This window comes from Hyphomicrobium sp. DMF-1, assembly GCF_027886585.1.
GTDB classification, from domain to species: domain Bacteria; phylum Pseudomonadota; class Alphaproteobacteria; order Rhizobiales; family Hyphomicrobiaceae; genus Hyphomicrobium_C; species Hyphomicrobium_C zavarzinii.
Window position 1 is genome coordinate 361,649 of the sequence record NZ_CP115706.1, and the last position, 24,802, is coordinate 386,450.

The window sequence follows — 24,802 nt, forward strand, 5'->3', positions numbered from 1 at the left end:
GTGTTCAAGAAAGTCCTGATTGCAAATCGCGGCGCCATCGCCTGCCGGATCATTCGCACGCTCGACCGCATGGGCGTCGGCAGCGTCGCCGTCTATTCGGACGCGGACCGTCATTCCATGCATGTGGCACAGGCTGGCGAAGCCGTGGCGATAGGTCCGGCGGCGGCGGCGCAAAGCTACCTCAAGACCGAGGCCATCCTTGAAGCTGCAAGAGCTACCGGCGCGGAAGCCATTCACCCCGGCTACGGGTTCCTGTCCGAGAACCCGGACTTCGCGGATGCCTGCGCGGCAGCGGGAATCACCTTCATCGGGCCGAAACCGGATCAGATGCGGGCTTTCGGCCTCAAGCACCGCGCTCGCGAGCTGGCGCTCGCGGCGGGCGTTCCGCTTGCGCCGGGATCCGGGCTGATCGCCAACCTCGACAACGCGAAGGCCGAGGCTCAGCGCATCGGCTATCCGGTGATGCTGAAGAGCACGGCTGGCGGCGGCGGCATCGGGCTTCAGCTTGTCTCCTCCGCCGCGGAGCTGGCCCCGCTCTACGAGAGGGTCGAGCGGCTCGCCCGCAACAACTTCAAGGACCCGGGTCTGTTCCTCGAGAAGTACGTCTCGCGGGGGCGGCATATCGAAGTGCAGATTTTCGGCGACGGACGCGGACGCGTGATCGCGCTCGGAGAGCGGGATTGCTCCGCGCAGCGGCGCAACCAGAAAGTCATTGAGGAGACCCCCGCGCCGGGGCTCTCAGACACAACGCGCGCCGCCCTGTGGGAGACAGCCCGGCAGCTCGGGCAATCGGTGTCCTACGAGAGCGCCGGGACGGTGGAATTCCTCTACGACAGCGATACGGACGCGTTCTACTTCCTCGAAGTCAATACGCGCCTGCAGGTGGAGCACGGCGTCACCGAGGAGGTGCATGGCGTCGATCTCGTGGAGTGGATGGTCCGCCAGGCAGCCGGCGAGACGCTGCCGCTCGATCAGGAGCGCATCGCGCCCAAAGGGGCGTCGATCCAAGTGCGGCTCTATGCGGAAGATCCGGGGCGCGATTTCCGTCCGAGCTCAGGGCAGCTTTCGCATGTGAGCTGGCCGGACGACGCGCGGGTCGAGACATGGGTGGAGAGCGGTGCGGAGGTCTCTCCGTTCTATGATCCGATGCTCGCGAAGATCATCGTGAAGGCCGACACGCGGGCCGCTGCTCTCTCCCGGCTCCAGGACGCGCTTGCGGCCACCACGATCGGCGGACTGGAGACCAATCTCGACTATCTGCGGCAGCTCGCGGTGTCGGACGTGCTGGCGAACGGGCAAATGCTGACGCGCACGCTCGCGACCTTCGACTACGAAGCTGCGACGATCGAGGTGCTGGTGCCCGGCACCCAGACCACGATCCAGGACTGGCCAGGGCGTACAGGCTATTGGGCCGTCGGCGTGCCGCCGTCCGGGCCGATGGACCACCTGTCGTTTCGTCTCGCGAACCGGCTCGTGGGCAACGCGGAAGGAACGCCCGCCCTCGAGCTCACGCTTTCCGGGCCGACGCTTCAGTTCAATTGCGACAGTGTCATCTGCCTTACGGGCGCGGATATGAGCGCCAAGATCGGCGGGCGCGCCGTGCCGTTCTGGGAGCCTGTGGCCGTTTCGAAGGGAGACGTGCTGACGCTCGGCAGCGTCACCGGCGCCGGGGCGCGCGCCTATCTCGCCGTGCGCGGCGGCTTCGATGTGCCCTCCTATCTCGGAAGCCGGGCGACGTTCACGCTCGGAAAGTTCGGCGGGCACGGCGGACGGGCGCTGCTGACCGGAGACGTGGTGCACATCGCACGGCACGGAGCGAACGGCGGCGTTGCCGCGCCGCTCGCGACCGAACTCCGTCCCTCCCTCGCGCGCTGCTGGGAGATCGGTGTTCTCTACGGCCCCCACGGCGCGCCGGACTTCTTCACTGAGGACGACATCGCCACGTTTTTCGCCGCGTCCTGGGAGGTGCACTACAATTCCAACCGCACTGGCGTGCGTCTCATCGGTCCCAAACCCGCCTGGGCGCGCTCGGACGGCGGCGAGGCGGGTCTGCATCCGAGCAACATCCACGACAACGCCTATGCCATCGGCGCGGTCGATTTCACCGGAGACATGCCGGTGATCCTGGGGCCGGACGGGCCTTCCCTCGGCGGCTTCGTTTGTCCGGCCACCATCGTCCAAGCCGAGCTGTGGAAGCTCGGCCAGCTTCGTCCGGGCGACAAAGTGGTCTTCAAGCGCCTCACGCCATCGGAGGCGTGCGCGCTCGAAATCAGGCAGGACAGTGAGATCGCCACATTGGCCGTCGCGGCCAGCCCAGCGGCCGTCGATCCGGATCTCGTCGGCGCGGACGGCTGCATCGTCGGCGAGCATCCGGAAGAGGGCGCGCTGCCGCGTGTGGTCTACCGGCGCGCGGGCGACAAATACCTGCTCGTCGAGTACGGGCCGATCGTTCTCGATTTTGAGCTGCGCTTCCGCGCGCATGTGCTGATGAGCAAGCTCGAAGCCCTGGCAGTCCCCGGCATCATCGACCTCACGCCCGGCATCCGCTCGCTTCAGATCCACTACGACAGCCGGACGCTGCCGCTCAAAACGCTGCTCGCGGAGCTGGCCGCCATCGAGGAGGCGATGGGCGACATCGGCGATATCGAGGTGCCGAGCCGCATCGTGCACATGCCGCTCTCCTGGGATGACGCGGCGACGCAGCTCGCGATCTCCAAATACATGCAGTCCGTCCGCGCGGATGCGCCGTGGTGCCCGTCGAACATCGAGTTCATCCGCCGCATCAACGGCCTCGAGAGCGTGGAGGACGTCAAGCGCATCGCCTATGGCGCGAGCTATCTCGTGCTGGGCCTCGGTGACGTCTACCTCGGCGCACCGGTGGCGACGCCGATAGATCCGCGCCATCGCCTTGTGACGACGAAGTACAACCCGGCACGCACCTGGACTCCCGAGAACGCCGTCGGCATCGGAGGAGCCTACCTCTGCATCTACGGGATGGAAGGGCCGGGCGGCTATCAGTTCATCGGGCGCACCAGCCAGGTGTGGAACACACACCGGGTGACGGCGGAGTTCGAAGCGGACAAACCCTGGCTGCTGCGGTTCTTCGATCAGATCCGCTTCTATCCCATGGGCGCGGACGAGTTGCTCTCGTTCCGCGACGGCTTCCTGCAAGGCAAAGCCGGTCTCAAGATCGAGCCCACGACATTCAAGCTTTCGGACTATCGCCGTTTCCTTGCCGACAACGGGGACGACATCGCCCGTTTCAAGCAGAGCCAGCAGGCGGCCTTCGAAGCGGAGCGATCGCGGTGGCAGGCGAGCGATCAATCTGGCGCGGCCGTCAGCCATGCCGGCTCCGATACCAGCGCAGAAGACGACCTGCCAGCGGGCTCCCTCGCGGTGGCGAGCCCGGTGCCCGGCGCGGTGTGGAAGATCGAGGTGAGCAAGGGAGCGCGCGTCAAAGAGGGCGACGTTCTCGTCGTGGTCGAGTCGATGAAAATGGAAATGTCAGTGCACGCGCCCGCAGACGGAACCGTGAGCGAGATCCGCTGCGCAGAGGGCCGGCCGGTCGCTCTCGGGCAGACATTGATCGTTCTTGCCGAAGATGCTTCGGAGGCTGCGCAATGACCTCGGCGCTTTCCTCGCTTTCGCTCGACCTCGCAACCTTGAAGGCAGCCTACGACGCAGGCGCTTTCACTCCTCGCGACGTGATCCATGAAGTCTACAGGCGCATCGGCGCGGCGGGCGAGCGGCCCACCTGGATCTCGCTCGTGCCGCGCGAGACGGCGCTTGTCCGCGCGGAGGACGCCGCGAAGGGTCCGCTCTCCGGCATTCCCTTCGCGGTCAAGGACAACATCGACGTGGCGGGATTGCCGACCACGTGCGCGTGTCCGGATTTCGCCTATGTTCCCGCGCGATCGGCGACAGTGGTCGAGCGGCTCGAAGCAGCCGGCGCGATCGTGATCGGCAAGACAAACCTCGATCAGTTCGCAACGGGGCTGGTCGGCACGCGCTCGCCTTACGGCATTCCCACAAGCGTCTTCGATCCGGACTACATCTCCGGCGGATCGAGCTCCGGCTCGGCCGTCGCCGTCGCGGGCGGTCTCGTCTCTTTCGCACTTGGAACCGACACGGCAGGCTCGGGGCGCGTGCCCGCTGCCTTCAACAACATCGTGGGATTGAAGCCCACCAAGGGCCTGCTCTCGGCGCGAGGGGTGGTGCCGGCTTGCCGGACCCAGGACACCGTCTCGATATTCGCCCTTACGGTGGCGGATGCGGCTGCCGCGACGGCCGTTGCTGTCGCCTATGACAACGACGACGCCTATTCGCGGCGCGCTCCGCGTCCGTTCGCACTCGAAGCCCATGCGGGATCTTTGCGCGCGGGCATTCCGAAGAGCGGTCTCGAATTCTTCGGAGACAGCGAAGCCGCGCGGCTCTACCGGGCGAGCGTGGATCGTCTGGCCGAGATGGGTGCCGAGATCGTCGAGATCGATTTCACGCCGTTTCAGAAGGTCGCGCGCCTGCTCTACGCGGGTCCCTGGGTGGCGGAACGGCTCGCGGCGATCCGCGCTTTTGCCGATGGCAATCCCGGCGCGCTCGATCCGATCGTCGGCGGCATTATTCGAAACAGCGCGTCTCTCACGGCCGCCGACGCCTTCGCCGGGTTCTATGAGCTCGCCGCGCTCGTTCGTGAGGCGGAGGCGCAATGGCGCGCGATGGATGTGCTTCTGCTGCCGACAACGGGGACGACGTACAAGATCGGGGACGTGCTGGCCGATCCCCTTCGTCTCAATTCCAACCTCGGGCTCTACACGAATTTCGTGAACCTCATGGATCTCTCCGCGCTTGCCATTCCGGCTGGCTTCCGCTCGAACGGCTTGCCATTCGGCGTGACGCTGATCGGGCGCGCGTTCGAGGATGGGCGTCTTGCCGACATCGGCGACGGCTTACACCGCAAGCTGGACAATCTCCGGCTGGGTGCAACCGCCGCGACGCTGAATGAGACGCCTGCGGTCGCGGCTGCGCCACCTACCGGCCGCGTCTCCGTTGCCGTGGTCGGCGCGCATCTTTCGGGCCAGCCGCTCAACGTTCAGCTTCAGGAACGCTCGGCCCGCCTGGTTCGGACTACACGGACCGCTGCGGGATACAGCTTCTATGCATTGGCCGGAACGAAACCGGCTAAGCCCGGGCTCGTACGCGACAACCGGGGCGCGGGCCACATCGAGGTCGAGATCTGGGACATGGACGAGGCGGCGTTCGGCTCGTTCGTCGCGCTCATTCCGCCGCCGCTCGGCATCGGCACGCTCGCACTGGCGGACGGAAGCCTGGTGAAGGGGTTCCTTTGCGAGCATCACGCCGTCGGCGACGCTACCGACATCACCGCCTATGGCGGGTGGCGCGCGTGGCTCGCACAGCGGACGTAGCGCCTCTGCAACAGGCCGCGCCGTCTTTTCGAAAGGCGGGGCTTGCGCCAAGGTCTCGCCTGAATGTCTGCGTTGGGTGAGGCGGGGGCCGGTCTTCGCGCGAAACAACAGCCACTCGGGTGGAAGTCTCTGTTCGCGGGGTCAGAAGACTGGAAGCATAAAGCCGGACGGGCCTCGTCTCGTCCGCGCGGGCGCAGCCCGGCCCCCTTGCCTCACGCGTGAGGCTGACGCACATGCATACCGGCGAGCGACACCAGCCATATGACGAAGCCGCCGAGCGCGAGTGCCACGCCGACCCATCCCGTGGACGTCCATCCATAGCCCGCCGCGATGGCGAGGCCGCCCAGCCAGGGGCCCAACGCGTTCGCGGCATTGAAGGCCGAATGGTTGAGCGCCGCAGCCAGCGTTTGCGCATCCTCCGCCACGTCCATGAGGCGCGTCTGCAGCACCGTTCCGAGGCCACCGCCGCACCCGACAAGAAAGACCGCCACCATCGCCGTGCCCACATGGCCGAGCGCGAAAGGATAGAGCGCGAGGGCTCCCGCGCTCCACAGCAGCGTGCCGCCTATGGTCGGCATCACTGCCCGGTCAGCAAAACGCGCGCACACGAGCGTGCCCACGGTCATGCCGACGCCGAAGACGCTGAGCACGACCGGCACGGTGGAAGGTGCGGCGTGCGTCACCTCCATCAGCGTCGATGCGAGATAGGTATACACCGCGAACAGGCCGCCGAAGCCGATGGCGCCAATGCCGAGCGTCAGCCAGACCTGAAGCCGCCAGAGCGCGCCAAGCTCGCGCAGGGGGCTCGCGCCCGGCTGCGGCCTGCTCAGCGGTGCAAATGCGTAGAGCAGCCAGGCGGTAAGAAGTGCGAGGACCGCTACGACGGCGAACCCCCAGCGCCAGCCCATGACCTGCCCCACGCCATTCGCCAGGGGAACGCCGACGATGGTCGCGACCGTCAAGCCCAGCATCATGCGCGCGACGGCCTGCGCCCGCCGGTTCACGGGGACGAGCGAGGCCGCCATGAGCGAGGCGACGCCGAAATAGGCGCCGTGCGGGAGGCCGCTCAGAAAGCGGAAGGCCAGCATCGTGCGGTAGTCCGGGGCGAGCGCGCTCAGAGCGTTGGCGACCGCGAACACCAGCATCAAGCCGATCAAGAGCGCGCGCCGCTCGAACTTCGCGGCGAGCACCGCGATGACCGGCGCGCCCACGACGACACCGAGCGCGTAGACGCTGATGACGTGACCGGCGGTCGGCTCGTCAATGCTGAGGCTCGGAGCGAAATAGGGCACGAGGCTCATGGCCGCGAACTCGGTGGTGCCGATCGCGAAGCCGCCCATGGCCAAGGCGAACAGAACGAGCGCCGCGTGGACCGGGGGCGCATCGGGAGAGACGCTTCCGGTGGGCGGGGCTGCGGCGCCGATGCCCATCCCGCGATCGGCATCCTGAAACGCTCGCCGAAACCATGCCATCATTGCTCGATCCCTGAGACTGTGCGCGTCTGCGCTGACCGGTGCGGCGGCCATCCATGTTGCGATGCAACGTATTGGCGACGGCAAATGTTTCAATCGCACTCTGGGAAGGCGAGCTATGCGCCACGCGCGCGCCAATGCGGCGCAGGGGCTTCACATCGCTCGGAGATTGCTCAGACGTAAGCGTTTTGCGCGTCGGCGTCTTGGGTTCGACGTGCGGAGTTCTGGGGAGCCCGCAGTCTCGCTTGCTTTTGCAGAGTCGAAGTGCACTGCTAGCCGTTCAATTGCTGGCAACGTTCGGGACCGCGCATGAGCTGGAAGACCGCGTATCGCTCCTTCTACTATCAGGGTGCGCCGGAGCCCGCCGATCCCGATCTCGACAAAGCCCACACCGCGCTGCTCGTGATCGACGTGCAGAACGTGTATCTCGCGCGTCCTGAGCGCGCCTCGCTCTCCGCCGAGGAGCAGGCCCGCTACGACGCGTGGACGCCGTTTCACGACCGGATGAACGGCATCGTGCTGCCGCGCACGCGCGACCTGCTTCAATCCTTCCGCGCGGCCGGCATCGAATGTCTGTTCGCGCGGATCGCGTGCCACACCAAGGACGGCCGCGACCGCTCGCTGTCGCAGAAGATGCCGGGCTGGAACAATCTGCTGCTGCCCAAGGACGAGGAGCCGTCGCAGATCCCGAAGAGCCTCGCGCCGGCTGGTGACGAGATCGTCGTCACCAAGACCACCGACAGCGCGCTCACCGGCACCAATCTCCGGCTGATCCTCACGAACCTCGGCATCAAGACCGTGGTGTGCTGCGGGATCTTCACCGACCAGTGCGTCTCCTCGACCGTGCGCAGCCTCGCGGACGAGAGCTTCAACGTCGTCGTGGTGGAAGACTGCTGCGCGGCGGGAACCGACGAGCTCCATCACAAGGAGCTCGAGATCATGAACATGATCTACTGCCACGTGATGTCGTCAGCCGAGCTCAAGGCGCTGATGGGGTTGGGGTGAGCGCGGGCGGTTTCGCAGTAGAGCGAAGCTACGAAGACCGACAACCGACCGTCAGGTGAAAGTAAGTCGGCTTGCGCGGGAAATGCTGACGTTCTGAGGGGCGCTAAGGGTAGCGGCTACTGTCGCGGTGCGAACAGTTCGCTCACAGAGCTTGCAATATCGCACTGCGTCCGGCTACGGTCATCAGGGTACAACATTCTCATAATGTGATCACGGGAAGCGTCCCTCGAGTTCCGGCAATTTTGTGGTGGACTTTTAATGGCTGACGTTCTTCCGAAAGAACATGCGGCGCATTTAGCTAAACTGCTTGCGCAAGATAAGCTGATCTTGTTTGTCGGCGCCGGTATTTCACACCAAGCAGTTCCCAGAAGTGCAAGCAGCGAGCGCATGCCACTTTGGGCCGAGCTGTCGCGGGCGGTCGCGAATGAATTTCTTATGGACAGCGGAGCCTATCGCGACAATCCCCTGGACTTGTTCGACGCCATCATTCTCAAAAGAGGCCGAGACAAGTTGGAGGAGACGCTACGCAAACTTCTAAACGGAGAAAATTATGGTCTCTCGGACGCTCATACCTCTCTTGCCTCACTTCCATGGCACTTGGTCTACACTACAAACTACGATGACCTGCTCGAACGTGCGCTTGAATGCAACGACCCAATTGATGCCCCGGACGAATACGAAAGGCTGAATGATTCGAATCGCAGCGGCTCACCGTTGATACACTTACATGGTACCACGCGAAATTTCAGAACGTTGACCAGCAGCGATTATGCAAACTGGAAAGACAAAAATCAGATCGCATACAACTACTTACAGAACCATGTTCTCGAAAAAACAATTCTCTTTGTGGGATACTCTTATTCTGATCCCCATCTCTCCCAAGGTCTTTTTCCGTGGCTACGGGATATAAAAAGAGATCGGCATATCCGCCATTATGCCTGGATGTGGAGAGCGTCTGATGAGCAAAAGTTGCTTTTGGATCAGCGAGACAAGATTGAGGTAGTCAGTATAGATACAGATGCGGATTGGGCGAGGTCGTTTGCCCAATTGGCTGATGCAATAAGCTCCGAGGCAAGGCCGCTAAAGGGTAGATCAAAGGCGACAATGCGCGTAGCTCGCGCCAATGACCAAGTTCAGATTAATCCGTTTAAGCTCTTCTATTTTAGAACAAAGAAAAATATTAGCTGGAGCCAGCTAGCACAAGAAGTAGGCCTTCGAAGGCATAACTTTCGAAAATTTGAGCAGCAGCCAACCCGAGATAGCCGCGGGCGTTTGATATTTCCGTCCATAGAGCGATCCGCGCTTGAAGCAATCGAGGCGAGGCTTGGGTGTGTTGGAATGCTCGGTGCTGGCAAAGAAGATGATTTAATGGCCACCTATACTATGTACTACAAAGCAAACCATGACATCGCGAAAGGAGAGAAAATCAAGGCGCGAGTTGAGTACAAGGAGCTGGGCAGGCAGACTAGTGCGGTGATATTTGATTTTGGGGGAACCCTCACTCAATCCCAAGGACTCAAGAGTACTTGGGAGAGAATATGGGATTCCGTTGGGTATAAAATAAATGACGCAGGTGTGTTACACGCCGATTTTACTGCGGGGCGCATCACGCACCAGAATTGGTGCGATCAAACATGCGAACAACTGCGAAAGCGGAGCTTTAGCCGACACCACCTAAAACAGATTGCCGAAAATATAAAAACAATTCCTGGCATGGAACAGACATTTGAAATTTTGTCTAATCGGGGGATACCTATTTACATAACTAGCGGCTCTATTAGACAAATTATCGTTGAAAAATTGGGTATCAGCCTGCGGTATGTGCACGAAATAAAAGCAAATGAAATGCACTTTGATGAAAAAGGTATCATAAAAATGATCTGGGGAACGTCGTTCGACTTTGAGGGCAAAGCTCGTTACATCGGCCGTGTTTGCGCCGAGCGCCGGTGCGAGCCTATGGACGTGCTATTTGTAGGGAATAACCTAAATGATCAATGGGCTGCCAGATCAGGGGCGCGAACTTTGTGCATCAATCCCGGAGAGACAAATTATACCGACACCAATATATGGACATATTCGCTCAAGGAGGTGCGAGATCTTCAGGAAGTATTGTCATTCATCTAGGCTAGGCGCGAGCATGGGGCCTCACGTGGATGCGACCGCTCATGGCCCGAAGCGGACCCACACAGAATTTGCTAGCGCTGCCGCTGTCGGTCGAAGAGCCGAACTTCTGCCGTCCAGATCACGGTTTGAGGGGAAAGTAGTCTGCAGCCCCAAGGGCCGGATGGCGCACCCGACAGGATTCGAACCTGTGACCTCTGCCTTCGGAGGGCAGCACTCTATCCAGCTGAGCTACGGGTGCAGCGCGTCGACCGGTGTCGCAGGGGCGCCGGGAGGCTCCTGATAGCGCATTCCGGGACGTGGGGCAAACGGCCTCTTGGCAGGCCGGGGAAGTTCATGCCCAGGGTGCTGACCAGCCCCCTCTTACCCCCTATATTGCCCCGCCATGAGCGAAAACTCCTCCAAAACTCCCCGCGCCGCCATCTGCTCCGTTCCCGAGGGCGAGCCCGTGCCAATCGTCAAGGGTAGCCACGTCTACCTCGTGGACGGCTCCGGCTACATTTTCCGCGCCTTCCACGCGCTGCCGCCCCTCACGCGGCCCTCGGATGGCCTGCCGGTGGGCGCGGTGCACGGCTTCGCAGCCATGCTGTGGAAACTCCTGGTCGAGACCAAGGCCGCGGAGGCCCCGACCCATCTCGCCGTCATCTTCGACGCCTCGGAGAAGACGTTCCGCAACGAGATCTACCAGGAGTACAAGGCGCACCGCCCGCCCGCGCCGGAGGAGCTGGTGCCGCAGTTCCCGCTGATCCGCGAGGCCGTGGGGGCCTTCAACGTGGCCTGCATCGAGCAGCTCGGCTACGAGGCGGACGACCTGATCGCGACCTACGCCAAGCAGGTGGTGGACGCGGGGGGCGATGTCACCATCGTCTCGTCCGACAAGGACCTGATGCAGCTCGTGCGGCCCGGTGTCGTCATGTGGGACGGCATGAAGAACAAGAAGATCGGCCGCGACGAGGTGTTCGAGAAGTTCGGGGTGGCGCCGGAGAAAGTTGTGGACGTGCAGGCGCTGGCGGGCGACTCCACCGACAACGTGCCGGGCGTACCGGGCATCGGCGTGAAGACGGCGGCGGAGCTCATCACCTCATACGGCGACCTCGACTCGCTGCTCGCAGCCGCCGGCTCGATCAAGCAGCCGAAGCGGCGCGAGAAGCTGATCGAGTTCGCCGAGCAGGCCCGCATCTCGCGCGCCCTCGTCACCCTCAAGGACGACGTGCCGGTGACCGTTCCCGTGGAGCAGACCGGCGTGCAGGATCCGAAGCCCGATGCCTTGCTCGGCTTCCTGCGCAAGATGGAGTTCTCGACGCTCACCAAGCGGATTTCCGAGAAGCTCGGCGTGGAGGTGCCCGCCGCACCCGCCGGCGAGGCCGTGGCGCCCGCGAAGTCTGCGCGCGGCGCGGCTGCTCCGGCCGCCGGTAAGGACGGCGCCAGCCCCGAGGATCATGGCCCCGGGACGCCCGCCGCAGGCGCTGCTATTCATTCGGCGCGCATCGTCAAGGTGCCGTTCGACCGCTCCCAATACGAGACCGTCGTCACGCTCGACCGGCTCGCCTGGTGGATCGCCGCGGCCCGCGAGGCTGGCCGGGTCGCTTTCGACATCGAGACCACCGCGCTCGACTGCATGACGTGCGATCTCGTGGGCTTCTCGCTGGCGGTTGCGCCGGGGAAAGCCTGCTATGTGCCGGTCGGTCACCGCGCCGCGACGGGCGGCTTCGATTTCGGCGACGGCGGGGGGCTTGTCCAGGCTCCTCTGCGCGAAGCGCTCGCGCTCATCAAGCCGCTGCTCGAAGATCCGGCCGTTCTCAAGATCGGCCAGAACATCAAGTTCGATTGCCTGGTGATGAAGCGGCACGGTATCCGCGTGGCGGCCATCGACGACACCATGCTGATCTCCTACGTGCTCGATGCGGGCCGGGGCGGTCACGGCATGGACGATCTCGCCTTGCGCCACCTCGGACACACCTGCCTCTCGTTCGACAAGGTGCTCGAGCATGCGCCCGGCGCCAAAAAGGCGGAGAAGACGTTCGCGCAGGTGCCGATCGACAAAGCGACCGAATACGCCGCCGAGGATGCGGACGTGACGCTGCGGCTCTGGCACAAGCTCAAGCCGCGGCTTGCGGCCGAGCATCTCGCCACCGTCTACGAGACGCTGGAACGCCCGCTGGTGCCGGTCATCGTCGGCATGGAGCATCACGGCATCCATGTGGACCGCAGCGTGCTCTCGCGGCTCTCCTCAACCTTCGCCCAGACGCTCGCCCGGCTCGAGGAGGAGATCAACGATCTCGTCGGGCACAAGTTCAACCTCGGCTCTCCGAAACAGCTCGGCGAGCTGTTGTTCGACCGTCTCCAGCTTCCCGGCGGCAAGCGCACCAAGAGCGGCCAGTGGGAGACGCGCGCGAGCCTGCTCGACGATCTGGCGGCGAACGAGGACGTGCCGGAGGAGGCACGCGGGCTGATCAACAAGATGCTCGAATGGCGCCAGCTCTCGAAGCTGCGCTCCACCTATACGGATGCGCTGCCCGCGTTCATCCATAGCGATACGGGGCGCATTCACACGAGCTATGCGCTCGCCTCCACCACGACGGGACGGCTCGCCTCGTCCGATCCCAACCTGCAGAACATCCCCATCCGCACCAAGGAAGGGCGCGAGATCCGCACCGCCTTCATCGCGGAGACGGGGAATACGCTGGTATCGGCGGACTATTCGCAGATCGAGCTGCGCGTGCTCGCCCACATCGCGGATATTCCGCAGTTGAAGCGCGCCTTCGCGGAAGGCCTCGACATTCACGCGATGACGGCGTCGGAAATGTTCGGCGTGCCGGTGCAGGGAATGCCGGCGGAAGTGCGCCGGCGCGCGAAGGCGATCAACTTCGGCATCATCTACGGCATCTCCGCTTTCGGCCTCGCCAACCAGCTCGGCATCTCGCGCGAGGAGGCGGGCGCCTACATCAAGACCTACTTCGAACGCTTCCCAGGCATCCGCGACTACATGGAGGCCACGAAGAAGCAGGTCCACGACACGGGTTTCGTGGAGACGATCTTCGGGCGGCGCATTCACTATCCCGAGGTCAACACCAAGAACCCGTCGGTGCGCGGGTTTCTCGAGCGCGCGGCGATCAACGCGCCGATCCAGGGCAGCGCGGCGGACATCATTCGCCGGGCCATGATCCGCATGGAGGCCGCCCTCGACGCAGCCGGGCTTTCGTCGGCGCGGATGCTGCTGCAGGTGCATGACGAGCTGATCTTCGAGGTGGTGGCAGGCGAGGCGGACCGGCTGATCGGCGTGGCGCGCCGCGTGATGGAAAAAGCTGCGGAGCCAGCCGTGCACTTCTCGGTGCCGATCCACGTGGACGCGAAAGCCGCCGCGAACTGGGAAGCGGCGCATTAGCTCTCGGCGTTGTCATCCGGGGGCGGGGGCGTCCGCGATCGCGACAACTTCTACTTGCGTGGACCCCGACCTTCGTCGGGGTGACGTGGGTATTATGAGCGACCTCAAACATCGGATGGCCGATGCAATCAAAAGAGAAAAGCGGCTGAAGGATTGGCGCCGTGCCTCGAAGGTTCCGGGTCATTGAGACGATGAACCCAGAATGGAGCGACCTGTTAGATCCAAGCTCGGGCATCAGTTTTGGCCCAGCGGATATCGCTCGGGAGACCTACTGATTTTCGTGTCTTCGAACGGGGAGTTGAGGTGATTATCCAGCTTCCGCGGGCGATGAGCCGGAAGCAGGCCCCTCCAGGATCGTGGTCAGGCGGTCCTTGATCGATTGCTGGCGGTTGTCACTCTCGATCTTCTTGCCCGTAAGATCGGTGACATAGAATACGTCCACCGCTTTCTCGCCGAAGGTGGTGATGTGGGCGGAGGCAATATCCAGCGAAAGGTCGGAGAGCGCGTTGGTCAGCTCGTAGAGAAGACCCGTGCGGTCGCGCCCCGTCACTTCGATCACCGTGAAGGCATCGGAAAGCGCGTTGTTGACGTAGACTTCCGGCGCGACGGTGAAGGCTTCGACGCGAGGCGGGGCGGGGCGGCGCTTCTCCAACAGGGCGCGCACCCAGGTCTCTCCGCGCAGCAAGCGCTCGATGGTCTCCTCGATGCGGGTTGCGCGGCGCAGCTCGTCCTCGTCCTGGTCCATCTCGCGCGCGAGCAGGAAGGTGTCGAGCGCGAAGCCGTCGCGCGTGGTGGTGATGTGGGCGCCCGCGATGTTGGCGCCGTTGGCCGCACACGCACCCGCGAACAGGGACAAGAGCCGCGGGTGGTTGGGCGCGAACACCGTGAGCTCGGTGATGGCGGTGAAGGCATCCGTCGCGTGCTCCGCCGCGAACGTCTTGCCCTCGCTCTCCGCCCGCCTCAACAGGCGCGCGTGATAGATCTGCCGCTTGGGCTCCGTGCGCAACCAATAGTCCGGATAGTGCCGGCCGATGAAGCGATCCACGTCTTCGGCTGGCCAGTCCTTGAGCGCGGCACGCAGCTCCGCCTGCGCGTCGGCGACGATCGTGTCGCGCGGCACCTGCGTGTGCCCGCCTGAGAGCAACGGCTCGGTCTCGTAGTAGAGGGTGCGGAGAAGCTGGCCCTTCCAGCCGTTCCACACGCCGGGGCCGACGGCGCGAATGTCCGCGACCGACAGGAGAAGCAGCAGCTTAAGCCGCTCCGGGCTTTGCACGATGTCGGCGAAGTCGCGCACCGTCTTGGGATCCGAGATGTCGCGGCTCTGAGCCACGTTGCTCATGGTGAGATGCTGCTCGATGAGCCAGACGACAGTGTCGGTCTCGGCAGCCGAAAGGCCGAGACGCGGGCACAGCTTGCGGGCGATGCGCGCGCCGACGAGCGAGTGGTCCTCGACGCGGCCCTTGCCGATGTCGTGCAGGAACGCGGCGATATAGAGCACGCGGCGGTTCTGAATGGTCTTGATCAGCTCGGTGGAGAGGGGAAGCTCGCCCGCCGATCCGCCACGCTCGATGTCCGTCAGCATGCCCACGGTGCGGATCAGATGCTCGTCCACCGTGTAGTGATGATACATGTTGAACTGCATCATCGCGACGACCTTGCCGAACTCCGGAATGAAGCGGCCGAGTACGCCCGCCTCGTTCATCCGCCTGAGCGTCGCCTCCGGACTCACGTGGCCGGTGAGCAGCTTCATGAAGATGCGGTTCGCCTCGGGATCCTCGCGCAGTTTGTCGTCGATGTAGCTGTAGGAGCGGCGCAGCTCGCGAATGGCGTTGGGATGCAGGAACGTGTTCGTGTTCTCCGCCTGGGCGAAGAAGCGGATGAGGTTCACGGGATCGCGCTTGAAAACGCCGGGATCGGCGATGTTCATGCGGCCGTTGTCGATGCGGAAATCCGTCTTCTCGCGAATCTGGCGTCTGAGCTTCCAGGTCATGGGATTGAGCAAGCCGTCGAACATCGGCGAGCTCTTCAACTGCTGCATTTCGAGCGCGGCGCAGAGAATGGTGGTGAGATCACCCACTTCCTTCGCGACGAGGAAGTAGTGCTTCATGAAACGCTCCACCGCGCGCAGGCCGCTCTTGTCCTTGTAGCCGAGGCGCTCGGCGAGAACGGGCTGGATCTCGAAGCTCAGAAGCTCCTCGGCGCGGCCGGTGTAGAAGTGAAGGAAGCAACGCACGGTCCAGAGGAAGTCCTCGCACTGGCGGAAGGTCGCGACCTCTTTCTCGGTGAAGATGCCCTTGGCTACGCTGGTGGGGCCGACCTCATGACCCAGGAGATATTTCGAGAGCCAATGCAGCGTGTGCAGGTCGCGCAGGCCACCTTTCCCATCCTTGATGTTGGGCTCGACCTTATAGCGGCTTTCGCCTGCGCGGCGGTGGCGCTCGGAGCGCTCGGCCATCTTGGCGTCGATGAAGGCTCGCTCCGACCCCTTGATCACCTCGTTGCGAAACCGCTGCTCAAGCTCTGAGAAAAGCTGCTCGTCGCCCTGGATCAGCCACATGTCGAGCAGGGAAGTGCGAATGGTGGTGTCGGCCTGCGCCATCTTGAGGCACTGGTCCACCGTGCGCGTGGCGTGGCCCACTTTGAAGCCGAGGTCCCACAGCATGTAGAGCATGTACTCGGCGACACTCTCGCCCCACGGCGTCTGCTTGTAAGGCAGCAGGAACAGGAGATCGATGTCGGAGCCCGGGGCCAGCAGCTCACGGCCGTAGCCGCCGGTCGCGACTACCGCCATGCGCTCGGCGTCGGAGGGATTGGTGGCGCGATAAACGTGGGCGACGGTGTAGTCGTAGAGCAACCGCACCAGCTCGTCCTGGAAGCGCGCGAGGCCCATGGCGCAGCGGCGGCCATTGCCGTCCGCCTCGAGCTGAAGGCGCGCCGTGCCGCGCGCGGCCTTCACCAGAAGCTTCAGCCGGTCGAGCACCGCGGGCCGGGCTTCCGACGCACTGCCGTGGGCGTTGAACAGCGCCGTCAGCGTATGGCGCAGCTCCTGCGTGTCGAAATAGGGGGCGGGCGGAAACTGAGATACAGTCATTGGCGGGGCTCTTCGGATCGAAGCTGCTTGAGGCGGTAGAGCGCCTCGAGCGCCGCCTTTGGGGATAGCTCATCAGGGTTCAGGTCGTCGAGCGCAACATCCAGGCGCGAAGGTCCGCGGCGCGCCGCCTCGCTCGCCGGGCGGGCGGCGGCGAACAGCGGCAGCTCCTCCAGCGGGCCGTTCCCTTGCCCGCGACGCCGGTCCGACTTTTCGAGCAGCGCCAGCACCTCGCGCGCCCGGGAGATGACGGGCGCGGGTAATCCCGCGAGCTTGGCGACCTGGATGCCATAGGAACGATCGGCCGCCCCCGCCTTCACACGGTGCAGGAACACGATGTCGTCCTGCCATTCCTTCACGTCCATTGTGACGTTGGCGACGGAGGCGAGGCGCCCGGCGAGCGCGGTCAGCTCGTGGTAGTGGGTCGCGAAGAGGACGCGGGCGCGCGTCTCCTCGTGCAGGAACTCGACGGCGGCCCAGGCGATCGACAGGCCGTCAAAAGTCGCGGTGCCGCGCCCGATTTCATCGAGGATCACGAGCGACCGCGACGTGGCCTGATTGAGGATAGCGGCCGTCTCCACCATCTCGACCATGAACGTGGAGCGGCCGCGTGCGAGATCGTCGGCCGCACCCACGCGGCTGAAGACGCGATCGACGACGCCGATGTGCGCCTCGCTCGCCGGCACGAACGAGCCCATCTGCGCGAGGATGGCGATCAGGGCGTTCTGGCGCAGGAACGTGGACTTGCCCGCCATGTTCGGCCCCGTGACGAGCCAAATGCGCGCGTCCGGCATCTCGTCGAACCCCGGCGGGCGCTCGGCACCAGCGCGGCCGAGACGGCAATCATTGGCGACGAAGGGGCCGCCGCGTGCGCGTTTCAGCGCCTGCTCCACGACGGGATGGCGCCCACCCAAAATCTCGAAGGCCGTTCCGTCGTCCACTTTAGGGCGAACGTAACGCTCGTTGTGGGCGAGGTGGGCGAGGGCTGCGGTATGGTCCAGCTCGGCAAGCGCCGCCGCGATGTCGGAGAGCGTCCGCTCCTCCTTGGCCACCGCAGCCGCCAGCTCGTTGAACACGTCCTGCTCGATAGCCAAGGCGCGATCGGCGGCGGAGGCGATGCGGCCTTCGATCTCCGTCAGCTCGGCTGTCGTGAAGCGGACGGCGTTGGCCATGGTCTGGCGATGACGGAACGTGCCGCTCAACGGCGGCTCCGTGAGCGGCTTGGCGTTGGCCTGCGTGACCTCGATGAAGTAGCCGAGAATGTTGTTGTGGCGGACCTTGAGCGTCTTGACGCCCGAGAGATCAACGTAGCGGGCTTCCAGCTCAGCCATCACGCGGCGGCTGTCGTCGCGGAGCTTCTGCGCCTCGTCCAGGCTCGCGCGAAAGCCCGGGCGCACGAAGCCGCCGTCGCGGCGCAGATGCGGCGGCTCCTCGACGAGCGCGGCCGTGAGAAGCGCCAGGAGATCGGCGCCCTTTCCATCGATGCGCTTCAGGAGACGCGCGATCTCGTCGGGAAGGCCGATGGCGCCGGCCTTGGTCCGCAGATGAGACGCGGCCTCTTCGGCTGATGCAAGGCCCTGGCCGATGCTCGCCAGATCGCGCGGTCCGCCGCGGCCGAAGGCGAGGCGCGAGACGGCGCGCGCCAGATCCGGCGCGCCTTTGAGGGCATCGCGCACGGCCTCACGCACCGGCTCGTCCTCTACGAAAAACGCGACCGCATCGAGCCGCTGCTCGATGGCGCGCGGATCGGAGAGCGGCGCGGCCAAGCGCGCGGCCAGCTCACGCGCGCCGGCGCCTGTCACCGTGCGGTCGATGGCATCGAGCAGGCTTCCGGACTTGTCGCCCGATGTCGAGCGCACCAGTTCCAAGCTCGCGCGGCTCGCGGCGTCGATGGTGAGGGTTGCGCCGGTGCCCATGCGGCGAGGCGCGCGTACCACCGGCTTCTTGCCGATCTGCGTCAGCTCCACATAGCGCAGGACGGCTCCGATGGCAGCCAGCTCGGGTCGCGTGAAGGACCCGAACGCGCCGAGGTCGGACACGCCGAGCCGCGCCTTGAGATCGCGCTCGCCCGCGAGGCTGTCGAAAGAGGCGGCCGGGACGGGGGTCGCCGCGGCACCCGCGCGTCCGATCCAGGCTTTTACCTCGGCGTCCGCCATCAGGCCATCCGCGGCGATCACCTCGCCCGGTGCGAGCCGCACGAGCTCGCCCGGCAGGTCGCGTCCGCTGGACTCTCCCACCTCGAACTCGCCCGTCGAAATATCGAGCGAGGCGATGGCGACGAGCGCATCGGACCCGATGAGGGGCTCCTCCGCATCGGCGCCCGGCGCCCGGAACAGGGCGGTCAGATAGTTGCGGGAGCGCGCATCGAGAAGCGTGTCCTCCGTCAGCGTGCCCGGCGTGACCAGGCGCACGACGTCGCGGCGCACGACGGCCTTCGCGCCGCGCTTCCTCGCTTCCGCCGGGTCTTCGAGCTGCTCGCAGACCGCGACGCGGAAGCCGAGCCGGATCAGACGCTGGAGATATTCGTCGGCGCGATGGATCGGCACCCCGCACATGGGAATGTCCTGGCCGAGATGCTTGCCGCGCTTGGTGAGCACGATGCCCAGCGCCTGAGAAGCGACCACGGCGTCGTCGAAGAACAGCTCGTAGAAATCGCCCATCCGGTACCAGAGGATGCTGTCCGGATTGGCCGTCTTGATCTCGAGGAACTGGGCCATGGAGGGCGTGGCCTCGCCGATGGCGGCGGCCGCGGGAAGCGTCGCGTCCTCACGCGGGGCGGGGGATGGCGCAGCCTCTGCGCCTGCATCCCCGCGGATCTCCGCCGGCCCGGCACCTGCCTGCTCGATGTCGTCCCGATGTCGTCTTCGACCCGCCATGCCGACGTCGCCAATCCCCAAGCGCCAAAGCCGTTCCCGGCCAACGGATAGCCGGTTGCGCGCGAGATTGGAAACCCCGCGCGGCGGCGCGGGAGGAATTTCGTGGGGACCGTGGCTGGGAAGGGAGCCTAAACCTCGGCGGCAATGCGGCTTTTCAGCTCGTCCGGCGCGCCGAAGTGATCGAAATACCTAGGATCGATGTTCTCGACCGGCAGGATGACGAAGACGTCCGTGGTGCCGAACTGGCGATCGATCACGGCGCCGTCGCCCACGAACGCGCCCAGCCGCAGATACCCCTTGATGAGAGGCGGCAGCGCCTTCAGCGCCTGCTTGGCGTCCACCTTATCGCGCGGAATGCGATCCATCGGCACGTACAGATGATCGTGAGCCCGGCAGCGCCACTCGGGCGGGGCGAGGGCGTGGTGATGAAGGAAGCTCAAGGCCATCGCATGGGCGCCGGGATCAGTGCCCTCGAAGCTCGCGCAGCCGATCATCACGTCGACTTTGTGCTCGCGAATGTAGGTCCAGAGGCCATGCCAAAGCAGCTCCACCGAGCGCTTGGTGCGGTAGGGCCTCAGCACGCACGAGCGGCCGAGCTCCATGAACCGGTAGCGCGGCGACTTGGCGGCGATGAGGGGATCGATGTCGTATTCGCTGGCGGTGTAGAACCCGAGGCTCCGCTGAGCCACCTCCTGGCGAAGCACGCGATAGGTGCCGACCACGTGCGGGCGGCGCGTTCGCGTCCAGGTTTCGCCGGCCATGGTGTCGGTCGAACGATCCTCGACGAGCAGATGGTCGCACACCGCGTCATAGGGATCCTGGTCGAGGCGGCGCATTCCGGCGATCACGCTCGGTGTCGCGGACATTTCCTCGTAGAACACCTCGAAGCGCAGCCGCTGGGCGCGCAGGATGTCCTTGCGGCCCTGGGCGAGCCGGACTTCGAGGTTACCGATGCGGCCATAGACTTTCGCTTGCGACTTGCGGACGAAGGGAAGCGCTTTGGAGCGGGCTTTCTCGTTCAGGGCCCGGAGGGCCAGCAGACCACGAGGCGCCGCAGTGAAGAGGGGATTGTCCTGCAAACGTCCGGCGATGCGCTTCGTGATGTGACGCATCCTGGCCTGTCGTTCGATGCTCATGGGGTTCCGTCCAAGATCGGGGCCGGCATGTCGTCGGCGCGGTCACTCAAGCACGAATCGGAGACAATTTTGCGACGAATGGGCCGGATCAGGAGGAGTGCGGAGGGCTCCTCGGAGCCGGCTCATCCAGCGAGCGAGCGGCTTCGACCGTCATCAGCGGCACGCCATGGCGGATCGGAAACGCCAGATTGGCCTTGGCGCTAATCAGCTCTCGCGCGGCACGATCGTAGGTGAGAGGGCCCTTGGTGAGAGGGCAGACAAGCAGCTCGAGCAGCTTGGGATCGGGCTCCCCGCTCGCGGCCTCGATGGACGTTTCGTCGCTCATGGCATCCTCACTGCAGCGTTCCGGAGCCGCCGCGCATGGCCTGCTCCATCTCAGCCAGCGCCACCAGCACGTCAGCCCTCGTCTTGAGATCGGCGGCCTCGAGAAGCGCCTGCTTTTCCTCCGGCCCGTAGGGGCACATCACGCACAGCGCGTTGATGAGGAACTCGCTCGGCGCGCGCTCGATCACGGACCAGTCGGTCTTGAGGTTGTTGCGCGCAAGATAGGATTTCAAAGCGCCGATGAGGCGGGCGCGGTCGATCTGCTCCTCGCCGAGGCCGCGTGTGAGATCGCCTGCGAAGCGGTCGTAGCTCACCGTGGCCGCGCGATAGGACTTGCCTGTCTCCGCCTCGCCCACAATCTCGAAGCGGGAGATGCCGGTGATGGCGATGGCGAGGCGGCCGTCCTCCAGCTCCTGATAGCTCGTGATGCGTCCGGCTCCGCCGATGCGGCGCAGCTCGACCGTCTTGCCTGGCGGGCTCTCGTCCGAATCTCCGCCCGACGGCTGGACGATGCCGAGGATGCGCGAGCCGCTCATCACGTCGTCGATCATCTCGAGGTAGCGCGGCTCGAAAATGCTGAGCGGCAGGATCGACCCCGGCAGCAGAATGGCCCCCCGCAGTGGAAACAACGGCAGGCGTGAGGGGAGATCGGCAGGGTGCCGGTATTGATCGGCAAAGGCCACGAAACGGGCTCCTCGACTTCTAGGGACTCGGGTCTCAGGGCGAGACGCTTCAGGTAGGGAGAGATTCCGAAGGCATTCCGAGTGTTTTGGCAAGACCGATGATTTCCGCATCCGGGCCTGCGCGGCCCGGCGCGATCCGGATCTAACTGAACAGGATCGACGAAAGGCGGCGGCGGCCCTCGAGGGTGTGCTCGTCCTTGGGTCCCCACGCATCGAACAACTGAACGAGCTGCTTGCGGGCAGCCTGGTCGTTCCAGTTGCGATCGCGGCGAACGAGATCCAGGAGGTGCTCCAGCGCTTCCGGCTTCTTGCCGCGTGCGGCGAGAGCCACCGCCAGATCGAACCGCGTCTGATGGTCGGCGGGATTGGCAGCGAGGCGCTGCTCCAGCTCGGCGCTGTTGTCGGACTTGTCGGCCATCCTGGCGAGTTCGAGCGCCGCGCGGGCGCTCTGCACAGGCGCGCTGCCCTGCTTGTCGGGGGGCACGAGCGTCAGCGTCTGGGCAGCGCGGTCCACGTCGCCGCTCTTCAGATAGCAGCGGGCAAGGCCTGCGAGGGCCTGCGCGTTCTGCTGGTCCTCCTGAAGCACGGCCGCGAAAGCCTCGGCGGCGCTTTGCAGATCACCGGCTTCGAGCGCAGCTTCGGCTGCTTCGAGCACGCCCGCGATGTCGGCCTCGGCATCCTCGCCCAGAAGACGCTCGATGAAGGCCCGCACGGCGCTCTCGGGCTGGGCGCCCATGAAGCCGTCGAGCGGGCGGCCGTCACGGAACGCATAAACCGTCGGCAGCGATTGAATGCGGAGCTGGCCCGCAATGGCCGGATGCTCGTCGGTGTTGATCTTCACCAGACGCACCTTGCCGGCGTAGCTCGTCACCACCTTCTCGATGATGGGGGTGAGCTGCTTGCAGGGGCCGCACCAGGCAGCCCAGAAATCGACCAGCACCAGCGCCTCGCGCGACGCTTCGATCACGTCCTTGCCGAAGCTTGCCGAAGTTCCGTCCTTGATCAGATCGCGAGCGGCCGGCGAAGCCCCGCCGGGCTTCAGTGCTCCCAAATCCATTCCTTCACTCCTCAGAGATCATGCGGGCGCTCCCAAGAGCTTCGCAGCCGCGTTTCAGCCTGACAATATGGTAAGCGGCACGACGACTTGCGACCCCGGCCCCGCTCTCGCCGCGGACTGAACCGCAATTGCGCCCGCCGCGCAATGTCCAAGGCCCTTTTTCCGTCCTTCGCTCGGCCGGGACGCCCATTTTTCGGCCGAGACCGAGATTTCGCTGGAAGACGCTTGCAAAGGCGCTTCGGTTAGGCAATAAGACCGGGCGCCTCGCTTCGAGGCGCGATTTACCCCATTTCGGACGCGGGCGTAGCTCAGGGGTAGAGCATCACGTTGCCAACGTGAGGGTCGTGAGTTCGAATCTCATCGCCCGCTCCATTCTTCCAGATTTGCTGACTTTGAAGCTCCCAGGCTGATCGCCTGGGCGGACGGCGTTCGTGCGGCCGGCCGTCACGGGGCGACCGAGACGGGGCCTTCGGGCGTGCCTGCCTGCGGAATGACCGGAGGCGAGGACGGCTGAGAGGTCGCGCCCGTTGGAATGCCCATGCGCGCCAGCACCTCCTCGCAGAGCTTGCGCAAGGCCTTGCCGGTCTCGCCCGGATACTTCGCGAAGTAGGACCGGTCGGGAGCGTGAAAGCGGGCAGCCTCCTGCAACGCGACGGCGCGCGGCACGACCTGATCGAAGCAACGGTTGTCCGGATTGCTGATCAGCCAGGCGTGGTAGTCCTCCTCGGTAGGAGAGCCGACATCCTTCATGTTGACGAGCACGCCCATGTTCTCGGCAAAACCCATCTCAGGGTTCAGCGCCTTGAAGCGGCGGAAAACCTCGAGCCCGCACACCGACACGTAGTCGGCCTTGGTGGGCGATATGTGATAGTCCGCTTCGCGTAGCCAGCTTTCCGTCAACACGGAAAGGCCCGGCGGGCAGTCGATGAGAATGATGTCGAACACGGAGCGCGCTTCTGCGAGCAGCGCGCCGATCACCTTGCGCAAGCGTCCGTGCAGGCTCTCCTTCGACACCTCGCGCTCGAACAACGTGAGCTGCATGTCGCTCGGGACGAGATAGACCGTGCGCGCGTCATCGACATCCGACACATTCCTCACGACGAAGCGCGGCCAGTCGGCCTGCGCATCCTGCAGCACCCGCGCCACGAGGAAATCGACGATGGTGAGCCCGTTCTGCTGCAAGCGATGCAGATTGGGAATCGTCATCAGCATGCTGGAGACGGAGGCCTGGGAATCGCTATCGATCACCAGCACATTCTTGCCGTGATAGGCCGACAGCGTTTCGGCCAAAGCGAGCACAAGGGTCGACTTGCCGACGCCGCCCTTCGTGTTCATCACAGCGATCGTATTGCGCATGACGAAGAGAGGCCTCCCCTGCCTCAGATAGTCGCGTCGACATCCCCGCATCGTCCGATGTGCGTCGGGAATGTGGCAGCCTCGCGAAGCACGGCGGATTTTCTCACCGGCGCCCCGCACGGGCAGACCTGTGATACCAAACTGCCAGCCGCTTTCGTCAAGAGTTGATCACTTACCAGCGGGTACCGGCGCGCACCCACGCCGTGCCGCCTTCTCTCACGAGAACGCGTGCGCGCTCACGCGCCACGACAGGCGGATAGGCCACCACATAGCGCTCTGCGGGCCGCACCTCGATTGCGCGCTGGCGTACGCCGTAGACCGGCGGCGACACAACGCGCACGCGGCGGCCGGGACGCACGAGCACCTCGCGCGGCACGAGCTTCACCTCCGCCGGAACCGGCACCTTGCAGCGGCGCTCTCCGTAGGGGCCGTAGGTCGATTCCCAGCGATAGCCCGCGGGGCGAACGACGATCTCCTGCATCACGGTGCGCGTGACGGGCGGCGTCATCTCATAGCTGACACGTCCTGGTGCGATCATCACGCGCTCGGGCCGCACGACGACCACGGGCTCGGTTTCCACCACGCGGCGATAGCCGGGTTGCACAACCACATCCCGCTCCACGGTGCGATAGACATCCGGCAGGCGCACCTTGTCGTAGCATTCGCCGCCGCCGCGGCAGGCGAGGGCGGGGGAAGCGAGAGACGCAAGGGTGACAACGAAGGTGACGGCCGCAGTGCTACGCAATGACATGAGAGAAAGGCTCCAGGGGTGGGAGCCACCATTGTAACCGATCCAGGCGCGGCGACCGCGTCCAAGGTCTTCGATTGGTTAAGTGCAACACCCTGAGAACGTAGCGGTTTTAATCAGTTTGAAGAGAT

General features: G+C 64.7%; 14 protein-coding genes and 2 tRNA genes. 6 read left to right on the plus strand and 10 right to left on the minus strand.

Features of this window, described 5'->3' with window-relative positions; genetic code table 11:
- Together uca and atzF are read left to right on the plus strand one after the other, a co-directional pair.
- Nucleotides 1-3,624 carry an urea carboxylase gene (gene uca / locus PE058_RS01590; RefSeq protein WP_271029675.1) on the plus strand — a complete coding sequence of 1,208 codons (3,624 nt, stop codon included), beginning with the start codon at nucleotides 1-3 and terminating at the stop codon, nucleotides 3,622-3,624.
- Nucleotides 3,621-5,420, plus strand: coding sequence for an allophanate hydrolase (atzF, locus tag PE058_RS01595; RefSeq protein ID WP_271029676.1), 1,800 nt, complete (start codon nucleotides 3,621-3,623; stop codon nucleotides 5,418-5,420). Before uca ends, atzF begins: the two co-directional genes overlap by 4 nt.
- A 212-nt stretch (nucleotides 5,421-5,632) precedes the next feature.
- On the opposite strand, the gene PE058_RS01600 is transcribed toward atzF, so the two are convergent.
- Nucleotides 5,633-6,895 (minus strand): MFS transporter, encoded by a 1,263-nt coding sequence (locus PE058_RS01600; RefSeq protein WP_271029677.1) that lies wholly within the window; start codon nucleotides 6,893-6,895, stop codon nucleotides 5,633-5,635.
- A 306-nt stretch (nucleotides 6,896-7,201) separates the two neighbouring features.
- Here PE058_RS01600 and PE058_RS01605 point away from each other — a divergent pair, with 306 nt between their 5' ends.
- Together PE058_RS01605 and PE058_RS01610 are read left to right on the plus strand one after the other, a co-directional pair.
- Nucleotides 7,202-7,897: a cysteine hydrolase family protein gene (locus tag PE058_RS01605; protein ID WP_020085803.1), complete on the plus strand. Its 696-nt coding sequence runs from the start codon at nucleotides 7,202-7,204 to the stop codon at nucleotides 7,895-7,897.
- Nucleotides 7,898-8,155: 258 nt separating this feature from the next.
- Nucleotides 8,156-10,021 (plus strand): SIR2 family protein, encoded by a 1,866-nt coding sequence (locus PE058_RS01610; RefSeq protein ID WP_271029678.1) that lies wholly within the window; start codon nucleotides 8,156-8,158, stop codon nucleotides 10,019-10,021.
- A gap of 161 nt (nucleotides 10,022-10,182) precedes the next feature.
- Here the strand turns inward: PE058_RS01610 and PE058_RS01615 are convergent.
- A tRNA-Arg gene (locus tag PE058_RS01615) sits at nucleotides 10,183-10,259 on the minus strand.
- Between the two features lie 144 nt (nucleotides 10,260-10,403).
- On the opposite strand from PE058_RS01615, the gene polA reads away from it, so the two are divergent.
- Nucleotides 10,404-13,403 carry a DNA polymerase I gene (polA, locus tag PE058_RS01620; protein ID WP_271029679.1) on the plus strand — a complete coding sequence of 1,000 codons (3,000 nt, stop codon included), beginning with the start codon at nucleotides 10,404-10,406 and terminating at the stop codon, nucleotides 13,401-13,403.
- Nucleotides 13,404-13,710: 307 nt separating this feature from the next.
- Here polA and PE058_RS01625 read toward each other — a convergent pair whose 3' ends face one another.
- The 6 genes from PE058_RS01625 to trxA form a co-directional block, all read right to left on the minus strand.
- Nucleotides 13,711-16,494, minus strand: a complete 2,784-nt coding sequence (locus tag PE058_RS01625) for a [protein-PII] uridylyltransferase (RefSeq protein ID WP_020085805.1) — start codon at nucleotides 16,492-16,494, stop codon at nucleotides 13,711-13,713.
- Entirely contained in the window at nucleotides 16,491-19,367 is a 2,877-nt protein-coding gene (mutS, locus tag PE058_RS01630) for a DNA mismatch repair protein MutS (protein ID WP_271029680.1), read from the minus strand. The genes PE058_RS01625 and mutS overlap by 4 nt, the downstream gene beginning before the upstream one ends.
- A gap of 128 nt (nucleotides 19,368-19,495) precedes the next feature.
- Nucleotides 19,496-20,503, minus strand: a complete 1,008-nt coding sequence (locus tag PE058_RS01635; protein WP_271029681.1) for a GNAT family N-acetyltransferase — start codon at nucleotides 20,501-20,503, stop codon at nucleotides 19,496-19,498.
- An 88-nt stretch (nucleotides 20,504-20,591) separates the two neighbouring features.
- Nucleotides 20,592-20,810 carry a Trm112 family protein gene (locus tag PE058_RS01640; RefSeq protein WP_198011178.1) on the minus strand — a complete coding sequence of 73 codons (219 nt, stop codon included), beginning with the start codon at nucleotides 20,808-20,810 and terminating at the stop codon, nucleotides 20,592-20,594.
- Between the two features lie 25 nt (nucleotides 20,811-20,835).
- On the minus strand, nucleotides 20,836-21,510 hold the full coding sequence (locus tag PE058_RS01645) for an LON peptidase substrate-binding domain-containing protein (protein WP_020085809.1): 675 nt from the start codon (nucleotides 21,508-21,510) through the stop codon (nucleotides 20,836-20,838).
- A gap of 142 nt (nucleotides 21,511-21,652) precedes the next feature.
- A complete protein-coding gene (trxA, locus tag PE058_RS01650; RefSeq protein ID WP_020085810.1) occupies nucleotides 21,653-22,567 on the minus strand; it encodes a thioredoxin in 915 nt (304 codons plus the stop codon).
- A gap of 297 nt (nucleotides 22,568-22,864) precedes the next feature.
- On the opposite strand from trxA, the gene PE058_RS01655 reads away from it, so the two are divergent.
- Nucleotides 22,865-22,939: transfer RNA gene (locus PE058_RS01655), tRNA-Gly, on the plus strand.
- Nucleotides 22,940-23,011: 72 nt separating this feature from the next.
- Here the strand turns inward: PE058_RS01655 and PE058_RS01660 are convergent.
- Nucleotides 23,012-23,923: a ParA family protein gene (locus tag PE058_RS01660; protein ID WP_020085811.1), complete on the minus strand. Its 912-nt coding sequence runs from the start codon at nucleotides 23,921-23,923 to the stop codon at nucleotides 23,012-23,014.
- Nucleotides 23,924-24,095: 172 nt separating this feature from the next.
- Nucleotides 24,096-24,674, minus strand: a complete 579-nt coding sequence (locus tag PE058_RS01665; protein WP_020085812.1) for a hypothetical protein — start codon at nucleotides 24,672-24,674, stop codon at nucleotides 24,096-24,098.
- Nucleotides 24,675-24,802: the final 128 nt, after the last annotated feature.